Source organism: Arthrobacter sp. LAR12-1-1.1, assembly GCF_040676555.1.
Classification (GTDB): domain Bacteria; phylum Actinomycetota; class Actinomycetes; order Actinomycetales; family Micrococcaceae; genus Arthrobacter.
The window spans coordinates 617,070-629,148 of sequence record NZ_JBEGIG010000023.1; the positions used below are offsets into that span (position 1 = coordinate 617,070).

Here is a 12,079-nt window from a genome sequence, read left to right on the forward strand (position 1 = left end):
GTTGCGCAGCCGCCGTTCCCCGACGCCGACCTGATGTACATCGTGGACCTGCTGCCGCCGGACGAACAGCTCCGCTACCAGGAGGTCCGGGAGTTCCTGCAGTCCCGGATCCGGGCCGCGTCGATCGACTACTGGAACCGCGAGGAGTTCCCCTTCGGCCTGCTCGCGGAACTCGGCAAATACGGTCTGGGCGGGCTGCAAACGGACGGCACGTCCAAGCTCTTCAAGGGGCTCATGTACGTCGAGGTGGCCCGCGCCGACGTCTCCCTCTCGGCGCTCGTAGGCATCCACAACGAGCTGATTGTCGGCATGATCGATGAGCTGGGCTCGGAGGAACAGAAGGCACGCTGGCTCCCCGGCCTCACCGCGTTCACCCAGCTCGGAGCGTTCGCCCTGACGGAGCCGGACCACGGCTCGGACATCGCCGGTGGCCTGGAAACCACCGCGCGGCTGGACGGCGGCGAATGGGTCCTCAACGGCGCCAAGCGATGGATCGGCGCCGGCACCATCGCGGACTTCGCCCTTGTGTGGGCCCGGGACGTTGCTGACCAGCACATCAAGGGCTTCATCGTGGAGACGGACCGTGCCGGCTACACCGCCACGAAGATCGCCAACAAGATCGGCCTGCGCATCATGCAGAACGCCGACATTGTCCTCGACGAGGTCCGCATCCCGGCGGCCAGCCTCCTTCCCGGCGCCACCGACTTTTCCAAGGCCAATGAGCTCCTGCGGGATTCACGGGCCTGGGTGGGCTGGCAGGGCGCCGGCATCCAGCTGGCCGCGTTCGACGTCGCACGCGCCTATTCGCTGCAGCGCCGCCAGTTCGGCAAGGAACTGGCCCGCTTTCAGCTCATCCAGCAGCAGCTCGCCGAGATCCTGGGCAACGCGACGGCCTCCCTGGCCCTGATGGCCCAGCTGGCGCGGATCCAGGAAGACGGCAAGCTCGAGATGGTCCAGGCCGCGATGGCCAAATCGACCACGACGCGGCTGGCGCGTGCCTCGGTGGCGATGGGCCGGTCCCTCATGGGCGGCAACGGCATCAGCAGCGACTATGAGATGGGCAAGCTCTTCGGCGACGCCGAAATCCTCTATACCTATGAGGGCAGCTACGAAATCAATTCGCTGATCGTGGCCCGGGCCGTGACGGGGAAGTCCGCCTTCGTCTAGGCCCCGCGCGTGTCCGTGCCGTCCCGCGCCTGGCCGTTCCGAGCCTGGCCGGCCGAAGCGGTCCGGCCCGCCGGGCTGGCGTGACCGTACCGGGACGTGCGGTTGCGGCCGGCGTTCTTGGCCTCGTACAGGGCCCGGTCCGCGCAATCCAGGAGGGAACCGGCCGTGGCGTCGCCCTGCTCGCAGACTCCGGCGGAGATCGTCAGGAAACCGACTTCCCCGAACGGCTCGCAGGCGATGGCCTCGCGGGCCCGTTCGGCCGCGAACAGGGCCTCGGCGCCGTCAGTCTCCGGGAGCAGCCACACGAACTCCTCACCGCCGAAGCGGGCCACGATCTCGTTGGCGCGGGCGACCGACCGGAGCCTGGCCGCGACCTCCGCGAGGACGACGTCGCCCATCAAGTGACCATGGGTGTCGTTGACTCTCTTGAAGTGGTCGATATCCAGGACGACGGCACTGAGTCTGGTCCCACGTCTCCCGGCCAGCGCCACCTGTTCGTCGAGGTGCTGTTCCAGCGCCCGCCGATTGGGCAGGCCGCTGAGGGCGTCGGTTGTCGCCTGGAGCTCCAGATCGGTCCATGCCTCCGTGTTGCCGATCGCGATCTCGACGAGTTCCGCGAACTGGGCCAGCCGCTCCATCATGGCTTCCGTGACACCTGTGCGGGACTTCGAGGTCAGGCTCACCACGCCCCAGAGGCTTCCCCGGACGCGGACCGGCGCTGCCGCCGCGGACTGGAACCCGCCGGCGCGCATCTGCTCTGCCGCCGGCCCGCCCTCCGGCCCGTACACAACGAGGGCCGGCTTGCCGGTCACGGCCACCCGGACGGTGGCGGACTCGTCTGTCGGGGCGAAGATGTGCCGGCGGCTCAGCGTCGGCGGGAGGCTCGGGGCCATGGCGACAATTTCCGCCGAGGACGGGCCCGTGAAACGGACCACGGCGGCGGAGTCCACGTTGAACAGCTCGCGGACAATGGAGGCGACCCGCTCGGAAATGTCTGCAGGGGCGGCGTTGCGGGCGACGGCGGTCGCTATCTCGTGCAAGGCCTCCCATACCTGCTGCTGCTGCAAGCGCTCAGTGACGTCAACGGCCACCACCATACCGGCCGCGCCGTCTTCGTCGGAGTAGACCGGTCCGGCCTTGAGCCGGTAGGTGCGGTGGCCGATCTGCCGGCTCCAGGAGACCTCGCGGCCGGCGAGGGCTGCGCGGTAGCGCGGTTCGAGCTCGCTGGCGAGATTGCCCCTGAGTACGTCCTGGATGCGCCGGCCTTCGAGCTCTTCCGTGCGGTAGCCGAAGGTCTCCAGTTCCTGGCCTTCGGCGATCAGGTAGCGTAGCTCGGCGTCGAAGAGGAGCACGAAGACGCCGGGGACGCTGCGCGCCAAGGCGCGGTACCGGTCCATGTCCCGTTGCCGGCGCCGGTCGGCCAGCACCCGCTCCGTGATGTCGGTGACCACGACAAAGAAGCCCTGCACCGCGCCGTCGCGGGTATCGGGAGTGTACGTGACCTCGGTGTAACGTGACTCGCCCGCGGCATTCACGAGGGTCCGGTCAAAGTGTTGCGCCTCTCCGGCGAGCACCAGTTCGATGATCGGCCGGGTCGCTTCGAAGGCCACGTCACCGAGCACGTCCCGGACGTGCATGCCGTTCAACTGCTGCGGCTTGATCCCGAACCACTCGCAGTAGGCATCGTTGGCCAAGCGGCTGCGGAGACCCATGTCCCAGTAACCCACCATGGCCGGGATCCCGTTGAGGACTGCCCGCAGCTGCGCCGGGATCTCCGGCAGCGCCGACGGGCCGGCATCGTCCCTGTTGAGCGGGCTGCGATTAGTCATTGCCCCAGTATCCATTGCCGGCCCGGCATCGGAAAACCATCAGGGCATGAACCGGTAGCCGATGCCGGCTTCGGTGAGCAGGTGGCGGGGGTTGGCCGTGTCCGGCTCCAGTTTGCGCCGCAGCTGGGCCATGTAGACCCGGAGGTAGTTGGTCTCCTTGGCGTACGCCGGACCCCAGACTCTGGCGAGCAACTGCTGCTGTGTGATGAGTTTTTCCGGATTCCGGACCAGTTCCTCCAGGATTTTCCATTCAGTCGGGGTCAGCCGGATGTCCTCGCCGTCCCGGGTAACCCGGTGCTTGCCCAGGTCAATGGTGAAAGCCTCGGTCACGACCAGCGATTCGTCCGGTTCGACGCTGCGGCGCAGGAGGGCGCGGAGCCGGGCGAGGAGCTCGTCCAGGCCGAACGGTTTGGTGATGTAGTCGTCCGCGCCGGCGTCGAGCGCCTCAACTTTGTCCTCGGAGCCGTGCCGGGCGGACAGCACCAAGACCGGCACGCTGCTGAAGCCGCGCAGCTCTTTGAGGACGCTGGTCCCGTCAATGTCAGGCAGGCCGAGGTCCAGAATGATGAGTGAGAGCGGGTTCTGGGTGGCCGCCAGCAGCGCTGAGGTCCCGTCTACGGCGGTGGTGACGGCGTAGCCGTGGGCCTGGAGTGTGATCCGGAGGGCCCTGAGCAGATGCGGGTCGTCGTCGACGACGAGGACCGCCGTCATGTTGCGTCCGGTCCGGACGAAAGGGGCATCGCATGAGCGCGGCGCGCCACCAGCGACCGGGGCTCGAACGGGGCCTGGGCGCGGTGTCCGTCATACGGGGTCCCCGTGGACAATGGAAGCCGGATAATCATCGTCAGCCCTCCGCCCGGTGTCGCTTCGGCGCTCAGGCTGCCACCCATGGCATCCGTGAACCCTTTCGCCACCGCAAGCCCGAGTCCGATTCCTGTGGTTTGCGGGGCGTCGTCGAGACGCTGGAATGGCCGGAACATTTCCATGACCCTCTCCGCCGGGATTCCCCGGCCGTGATCGATGACCCGGAGCTCGCCGGCAGGGCGCCCTCCGAGAGTCGCCGGGCTGAGCCCGCCGGCCGCCCCGACCAGGACGATATCCGAATCGGGGGCGTATTTCACGGCGTTCTCGACGATGTTCGCAATCACTCGTTCCAGCATTCCAGGGTCGGCGTCGATCTCGGGCATGTTGGGAGGCAGGTCCACTCGCACCCGCCCCGCGGGGACGGCGCTCAGGGAACCCGGGATGACCTCGTACCACCGCACGGGTTTGAGCAGGGGATTGACGGCATCCGATGTGATCCGGGACATGTCCAGCAGATTGCCCACCAGCGCGTCCAGCCTGTCCGAGCACTCCTCTATCGTTGCCAGCAGTTCCTGCTCCTCTGCCTGGGTGTAATGGACGTCGTCGTGCCGCAGTCCGCCGACGGCAAGCTTGATCCCGGCCAGAGGGGTGCGCAGGTCGTGCGAGACAGCGCGGAGGATGGAGGTGCGCATCGTGTTGCTCTCGGCCAAGCGGAGCATCTCCCGCCGGCTGGCGACCAGTTGCTGGCGTTCCAGCTGTGCCGCCAGATGAACTCCGAACGCCCCCAGAAGGCGCCGGTCGCTTGCCGGCAAGATCCGTCCGAACAACACGAGGCGTGTGACGGCGTCGATTTCTTCCACGTTGTCGCCGGTGCCATCGTTCCTTGGCGCGCCGGCGGACAGGGCTGGAATTTCTCCCACGGCGGCCTGAAGTTGCCATCGCCGGTCGGGTCCTGCGCCGCTGTCGCCGTCCGCGGGGCCGTAGCCAAGGCTGAAAACGGCAGCACCACGCACCTGGAAGACGCTCAGGGCTTGTTCCAGCAATGCCTGAACCGTGTCCTCCGAGCCGGCGGCACTGCGCGTCAGGTCCCCCAGCGTCGTGGCTTCGGCGCGGGCCCGCGCGGCCTCCTTGGAACGGCGGGCCGATAGGTCGACCACAACGGCAACGGCGGCCGAGACGCCTACAAACACCAGCAGGGCCAGGAAGTTCTGCGGATCACTGATGGTGAGCGTGCCCAGCGGCGGGGTCGAAAAGTAGTTCACCAGGAGGCTGCTCCACAGTGCGGCCAGGATGGCCGGCCACAACCCGCCGATCAGCGCCACCGCCACCGAGCCGGTGAGCTGCACCAGCATGGCCGCAGCGACATTCCGCTCCGGGTTCAGGAGCGAAAGCAGGAGCTGCAGGACCATGGGGAGCAGCACAGCGAGGGCGAACCCGACGGCGACCCGGACGCGGCCAAGGTCCCGGTGCTGGCGCGGCCCGGCGCCGCGGCCGCCCAGGGGATGGGAGACCATGTGGACGTCGATGTCCCCGGAATCGCGGACCACCCGGGTGCCAACCCCACCGCCGAGCAGGTTTCCGATCAGGCCGGCGAGCTTTTTGTGCCGGGAGATGCCGACGACGATCTGGGTGGCGTTGACGCTGCGGGCGAAGTCCAGGAGGGCGGCGGCCGGATCCTCGCCGGTCACGATGTGGTAGCTGCCGCCAAGGTCCAGGATCAGGCGGCGCTGGGCTTCCAGCGCGTGGGGCGACTCCTCGGCGAGGCCATCGGCGGACCGGACGTGGACCGCCAGCAGGTCCCCGCCGTTGACGCGGTTGAGGATCCTGGCCCCGCGGCGGATCAGGACTTCCCCTTCGGGGCTGCCGGTCAGCCCGACGACGATGCGTTCCCGGGCCGGCCAGCTGGCATCGATGCCCTGTTCGGCCCGGTACTTGGCCAGGCCCTCGTCCACCCGGTCGGCCAGCCACAGCAATGCCAGTTCACGCAGTGCCGTGAGGTTGCCCAGGCGGAAATAGTTCGAGAGGGCGGCGTCGATCTTTTCGGCAGCGTAGATCTTGCCGTCGCTCAGGCGCTGGCGGAGCAGCTCGGGGGAGATGTCCACCAGGTGGATCTGGTCCGCCTTCCGGACGACGTCGTCGGGCACCGTCTCCGCCTGATGGACGTCGGTGATGGCGCTGACGACGTCGCCCAGGGACGCCAGATGCTGGACGTTGACGGTGGAGAGGACGTTGATGCCGGCATCAAGGAGCGCATCGACGTCCTGCCAGCGTTTCTCGTTGCGGCTGCCCGGAACGTTGGAGTGGGCGTATTCGTCCACGACCGCGGTCCCCGGGGCCCGCACCAGGACGGCGTCAAGGTCCATTTCCTCGAACTCCGTGCCCCGGTAGGGCAGGCGCTGGGGCGGGATGACCTCAAGTCCCGCCAGGAGCGCCCGCGTCTCGCTGCGTCCGTGGTCCATGGCGAACGCGACCACGACGTCCTCGCCGCGTTCGCCGAGCCGGTGGGCTTCTTCAAGCATCTCGTAGGTCTTGCCCACCCCCGGCGCGGCCCCCAGGAAGATCCGCAGCGTTCCACGTGCCATGCCGTCATTCTCTCACTTGGTTTGAGCCGGCTGCGACGGCCGTGCGGCCGCCGCCACGGCGAGGTTGAGGGCAGTCACGTTGACCGATGGCTGGCCGAGAAACGCGACTACCCCACTGCTCGTGTACTGCTCCACCATGGCGGCGACGGCGTCGGTGCTCAGGCCGTTCGCTGCCGCCACCCGCGCAAGCTGCAGTTTGGCGTACTCGGGTGAAACGTCCGGGTCCAGCCCGGAACCGCTGGCCGTCACGGCGTCGGCCGGAACCGCTGCCGCATCCACGCCTTCAGCCGCGGCGACGGCGGACCGGTTGGCGGCGACCGCGTCGAGCAGTTTCGGGTCGTTGGGCCCCAGGTTGGTGGCCGAGGACGATGCCGGGTCCCACTTCACGGCCGAGGGCCGGGCGTGGAACCAGCGCGGGTCCTGGGCGCCGGAATCGTCGGCCGCGGCCTGGGCGATCAGGGCGGACGCGGCCGGGGCCCCGGAGCTGTCTTTGAGGATGGAGCCGTTGGCCTGGTACGGGGCGATCAGTTGCCCGGTGCCAAAGACTGCCAGGGGGTAGGCCACGCCGAGGACCAGCGTGGCGAAGAGGAGGAACCGCAGGGCGGTGCCCAGCTGACGGAGGTAGCCGGTGAGGATGTTCATGGGGATGTTCCTAGCCGATTCCGGGGATGAGCGAAATCATGAGGTCGATGATTTTGATGCCGATGAATGGTGCGATCAGGCCGCCGAGCCCGTAGATCAGCAGGTTCCGGGCCAGCGCCTGGTTGGCGGAGACGGCACGGTATTTGACGCCGCGGAGCGCCAGCGGCACCAGGGCGATGATGATCAGGGCATTGAAGATCACCGCGGACAGGATGGCCGAAGACGGGGTGGCCAGGCCCATGATGTTCAGCAGTCCGAGCCCCGGGAATGCGGCGGTGAAAAGCGCCGGGACGATCGCGAAGTACTTGGCGACGTCGTTGGCGACCGAGAAGGTGGTCAGGGCGCCGCGGGTGATGAGCAGCTGCTTGCCGATGCCGACGATGTTGATGAGTTTGGTGGGGTCGGAGTCGAGGTCCACCATGTTGGCAGCGTCCTTCGCGGCCGGGGTGCCGGAGTTCATGGCGACGCCGACGTCTGCCGCGGCCAGGGCCGGGGCGTCGTTGGTGCCGTCACCGGTCATGGCCACGAGCCGGCCTGCGGCCTGTTCCTTCTTGATGACCGCGAGCTTGTCTTCCGGGGTTGCTTCCGCCAGGAAATCATCGACGCCGGCCTCGGCGGCGATCGCCTTGGCAGTGATCGGGTTGTCGCCGGTGATCATGACGGTCCGGATGCCCATTTGCCGCAGTTCGGCGAAGCGGGCGTGCATGCCGGGCTTGACGACGTCGGCGAGGTGGATGGTTCCCAGGACGTCCGCCCGGCCGTCCTTGTCCACCTGGGCGACCAGCAGGGGCGTGCCGCCCTGGGCCGAGATTTCCTGTACCCGGTGGTCGACCTCCGCCGGAGTGTGCCCGCCGAATTCGGCAACGAATGCCGCCACCGTGGAGGCAGCCCCTTTTCGGATCTGCAGCCCGTCAAGGTCCAGCCCGCTCATGCGGGTGCCGGCGCTGAAGGGGACCACGGCAAACTTGCCGGAGGTGCGTTCGAGTGTGGTCAGATCGGACCCGGTCACGCCCTTGTCCGCGGCGAGGTCCAGGATGGAGCGTCCCTCGGGGGTTTCGTCGGCCAGGCTGCAGACCCGGGCCGCTTCGATCATCCGGGTCCGCTCCACCTGGTTGGCGGGGAAGAAATTAACAGCGCGGCGGTTGCCATACGTGATGGTTCCGGTCTTGTCCAACAACAGTGTGGTGATGTCCCCGGCGGTCTCCACGGCACGGCCGGAGGTGGCCAGCACGTTGTGCTGGACCAGGCGGTCCATGCCGGCGATGCCGATCGCCGGGACCAGCGCCCCGATCGTCGTGGGGATCAGGCAGACCAGCAGGGCGACCAGCACGATCGGGGAAGGCGTGGCGCCGGCGAGGGCTGCGAACGGTGCCAGCGACATGGTGACGGCCAGGAACACGATGGTCAGTGACACCAGGAGCACGTGGAGGGCGATCTCGTTGGGGGTCTTCTGCCGCACGGCGCCCTCGACCAGCTTGATCATCCGGTCGATGAACGTCTGTCCCGGCTCGGCCGTGATGCGGATGACAATCCGATCCGAGAGCACCCTCGTACCGCCGGTGACGGAGGACCGGTCACCGCCGGATTCGCGGATCACCGGGGCTGATTCGCCGGTGATGGTCGATTCGTCGACGCTCGCCAGGCCTTCGATGATTTCGCCGTCCGAGGGGATGACGTCCCCGGCCTCGCAGATCACCACGTCATTGAGACGCAGCTCCGTGCCGGGGACGTCCTTGGTGGAGCCGTCTGGCTGCCGGAGCCGGGCCTGGACGCCCTTGCGGCTGGCGCGGAGGCTGTCCGCCTGGGCTTTGCCCCGGCCCTCGGCGATGGATTCGGACAAAGTGCCGAAGAGGACCGTGAGCCACAGCCAGACCGTCACGGCGATGCCGAACACCGACGGCCGGTACACCGAGATCGCCGTACACAGGGCGGCCCCCACCAGCACGGTGAACATGACAGGGGAATGGATCATCTGCCGCGGCGAGAGTTTCCGGACCGCAAGTGGCAGGGCGGCGACGACGGACGCGAGCGTGAGTTTTGCCGGGGCCTTGGTGTGGTGCTTATGTTCGCCCGGAGTGCCAAGGGGGTTGCCGTCGGCGTAGGTCTGGGCGTCGGTGTCCGTGGCTAATGCCGTGTGAGACCGGGTCATTTGAGAAGTCCTTCTGCGAGGGGGCCCAGGGCAAGGGCCGGGAAGTAGCTCAGGGCGGTCATGATCACTGTCACGCCCAGCAGCAGCGAGCCAAACAGCGGGCCGTGGGTGGGGACGGTGCCGGCGGAGGCCGGAATCTTGCCCTGACGGGCGAGGGAACCGGCCAGGGCGATCACCAAGACGATCGGTAGGAAGCGGCCCAGCAGCATGCCCAGGCCCAGCATGACCGACAGGAAGGGGCCCGAGGTGGTGATGCCGCCGAACGCGGAGCCGTTGTTGTTGGCCCCGGAGGTGAAAGCGTAGAGCATTTCACTGAACTGGTGTGGACCGGTGGCCGGCGCATTGGCCATGATGTCCGGCAGCAGCACGGTGATGCCGGACAGGGCCAGCACCAGGGTCGGGGTGACCAGGATGTACATGGCGGCGAGCTTCATTTCCGTCGGCCCGATCTTCTTGCCCAGGTACTCCGGGGTGCGCCCGACCATCAGCCCGGCAATGAAGACGGAGATGATAGAGAGGATCAGCAGGCCGTAGAGCCCGGAACCGGTTCCGCCGGGGGCGACCTCGCCGAGCATCATGTTCACCATGGCCACTCCGCCGGCCAGCGGCGGCAGGGAATCGTGGGCGACATTGACGGCGCCGGTGGAGGTCAGCGTGGTGGACGTGGCGAAGATCGCGCTCGGCACAGGGCCGAAGCGCTGCTCAAAACCCTCGCCCAGGCCGCCGGCGGCCGCCGTCGCGGTTCCCTGACCGGACGCCACGGCCCAGCCCATCAGCGAAATCGAAGCCAGCCACAGCGTGCCCATCACGGCGGCTACCGTGTAGCCCTGCTTCTGGTCGCCCACCATCCTGCCGTAAGCGTAGGGCAGCGCGGAGGGGATGAGCAGGAGGAGAAACACCTCGAAAAAGCTGATCAGGGCGTTGGGGTTTTCGAACGGGTGGGCAGAGTTGGCGTTGAAGTAGCCGCCGCCGTTGGTGCCGAGGATCTTGATGGCTTCCTGGGACGCGACCGGGCCACCCGGGATGAGCTGCGAAACGCCGGTGGCCTGGTTCGTGACCTCGGTGAACCAAAAGTTCTGCACCACTCCGCCGAGGACCATCAGCACGGCCGCGACGAACGCGAGCGGCAGTAGGACCCGGAACGACGTCCGGGCCAGGTCCACCCAGAAGTTGCCCAGCCGCTGCGTCCTCGTGCGGGCGATGCCGCGGATGAGCGCGACGACGACGACGATCCCGACGGCGGCGGAGAGGAAGTTCTGCACCGCCAGCAGCGTCATCTGCACGAAGATGCCTACCGTGGTCTCCGGGACGTACGTCTGCCAGTTCGTGTTGGTCACAAAGGAAATGGCCGTATTCATGGCCACCCAAGGGTCCACGCCGGGCAGGGAACCGCTGCCCGGCAGGACGCCCTGCAGCCGCTGGAGGCCGAACACCGCCAGAATGGACACGGCCGAGAACGCCAGGACGCTGCGAAGGTAGACGGACCAGGTCTGCTCGGTGTCGGCATCGACCCCGGCCAGCCGGTAGAACAGACGCTCGGGCCGGCTGGACGTCGTGCCCTCGAAAACCCGGGCCAGGTAGACGCCCAGAGGCTTGTGCAGGGCTGCCAGAACAATGAGCAGCGCCACCACCTGGACAACAAAAGATGCAGAGTTGAAGGTCATGATCCGCTCACCACTTTTCCGGATGAATCAGGACGGCCAGCAAGTAGCCGAAGAGGCACAATCCGGCAATCAGCAGGACGAGCCACATGATCGCGTCGGCGCTCACTTGCCACCCTCCGGCCGGTCATCGGCACCGCCGACCATCCCGGCCAAGACGTGGCCGATCCACATAACGAACCCCATGGCAACCATGAGGATTCCGATAACAGCCAGGTCGGCCATTGCAGGGTTCCTTTCATCTGCGCCCCGTTTGCGGGGCTACTGAAAGTCAACGCCTTCGCAAAGGGAAAAAACCCGGTCCTGATGCTTTCTTAACGCCTTGAGGGCGGATCTTGACGCTGTCTTAGCGGGCGCGAAAAGCGCACCTTAACGGGCGCGAAAAGCGCACCTAACGGGTGCGGGAAGCGCAGGCGGTGCCGGGCCGAATTGATTCCGGCGGCGGAGGATCGGTCTCAGTGAGCTGCGGCGGTGGCGGGGATTTCGACGTAGAGGATGGATCCGGCAGCCGGCAGGTACCGGTGTTTACGGTGTCTTGCGGGCCGGTAGATGTGTCCGAAGGGGTCCTTCACACGGGCATGCTCCAGCCGGTCCTGACGTGCGAGCAGGCGGTCGATTTCTTCAATGTTGGACGGGCGTGATGCAAAGCCGTCGATGTCCAGAGACCAGGCGCCCGCGGCCGGTGCTGTCCCGCTTTCCAGGGCGAGGGTTTCGAACAGGTCCGAGACCACTTCGTAACGGGTAGCGGGGTAGAAGCGGCGGAGCCGGTGCCCTTCCGGGTGCGCGCTTTGCGCGTCCATCCAGGCGTGGCGGAGCCACTGGAATTCCACTGGGCCATGGGAGCGCCCGAGGATCAGGTGACGATTCGGATCCAAGGCCAGGCGGTAGGCACTGCCGCTGCGGTCGATGATGCACGCAGCTTCTTCGATGTATTCAAAGGCCCCCATAAAATCCTGTTCCGACCGGTGATACGAAAACTCCCCGCTGTCATCGACGGCGACGAAATCCCGGGTGGGACCGGCTCCGGCGGGAAGACCGGATGTGTCCTGTATCCGCCGGGACGTGGTGTGCATGCTGGTTGACTCCTGCTGGGGATCGGATTGCGGCCACGGTGGCTGCAGCGTTCCTTGTTTCATGACAGCACCGGCGGAGCGTCACCGGAACAGGCCCTAACGCTTTCCATATGGCGGGAGGCCACAAATTTGCGCTATCTTAATGCGCCCCAGATGCAGCCGCCCGGAGATG

9 protein-coding genes are annotated in these 12,079 nt (G+C 67.2%); 1 reads left to right on the forward strand and 8 read right to left on the reverse strand.

The features are described from left to right. Positions 1-33: 33 nt before the first annotated feature. Complete coding sequence (locus MRBLAR12_RS15770) at positions 34-1,167, forward strand: acyl-CoA dehydrogenase family protein (RefSeq protein WP_364747081.1); 1,134 nt, start codon at positions 34-36, stop codon at positions 1,165-1,167. On the opposite strand, the gene MRBLAR12_RS15775 is transcribed toward MRBLAR12_RS15770, so the two are convergent. The 8 genes from MRBLAR12_RS15775 to MRBLAR12_RS15810 form a co-directional block, all read right to left on the reverse strand. Further along, positions 1,164-2,996 (reverse strand): sensor domain-containing diguanylate cyclase, encoded by a 1,833-nt coding sequence (locus MRBLAR12_RS15775; RefSeq protein ID WP_364747016.1) that lies wholly within the window; start codon positions 2,994-2,996, stop codon positions 1,164-1,166. The genes MRBLAR12_RS15770 and MRBLAR12_RS15775 overlap by 4 nt on opposite strands. 39 nt (positions 2,997-3,035) lie before the next feature. Next, complete coding sequence (locus MRBLAR12_RS15780; RefSeq protein ID WP_364747018.1) at positions 3,036-3,707, reverse strand: response regulator; 672 nt, start codon at positions 3,705-3,707, stop codon at positions 3,036-3,038. Continuing rightward, positions 3,704-6,382 carry a DUF4118 domain-containing protein gene (locus MRBLAR12_RS15785; RefSeq protein ID WP_229993484.1) on the reverse strand — a complete coding sequence of 893 codons (2,679 nt, stop codon included), beginning with the start codon at positions 6,380-6,382 and terminating at the stop codon, positions 3,704-3,706. Before MRBLAR12_RS15785 ends, MRBLAR12_RS15780 begins: the two co-directional genes overlap by 4 nt. Before the next feature lie 12 nt (positions 6,383-6,394). After that, positions 6,395-7,024: a K(+)-transporting ATPase subunit C gene (kdpC, locus tag MRBLAR12_RS15790; protein ID WP_229993485.1), complete on the reverse strand. Its 630-nt coding sequence runs from the start codon at positions 7,022-7,024 to the stop codon at positions 6,395-6,397. Between the two features lie 10 nt (positions 7,025-7,034). Then, positions 7,035-9,173, reverse strand: a complete 2,139-nt coding sequence (gene kdpB, locus MRBLAR12_RS15795) for a potassium-transporting ATPase subunit KdpB (protein ID WP_364747020.1) — start codon at positions 9,171-9,173, stop codon at positions 7,035-7,037. Beyond that, positions 9,170-10,837, reverse strand: a complete 1,668-nt coding sequence (gene kdpA, locus MRBLAR12_RS15800) for a potassium-transporting ATPase subunit KdpA (RefSeq protein ID WP_364747022.1) — start codon at positions 10,835-10,837, stop codon at positions 9,170-9,172. Before kdpA ends, kdpB begins: the two co-directional genes overlap by 4 nt. A gap of 7 nt (positions 10,838-10,844) precedes the next feature. Then, a complete protein-coding gene (locus tag MRBLAR12_RS15805; protein ID WP_084475820.1) occupies positions 10,845-10,943 on the reverse strand; it encodes a potassium-transporting ATPase subunit F in 99 nt (32 codons plus the stop codon). A 346-nt stretch (positions 10,944-11,289) separates the two neighbouring features. Then, complete coding sequence (locus MRBLAR12_RS15810) at positions 11,290-11,781, reverse strand: hypothetical protein (RefSeq protein ID WP_364747024.1); 492 nt, start codon at positions 11,779-11,781, stop codon at positions 11,290-11,292. Positions 11,782-12,079 lie beyond the last annotated feature (298 nt).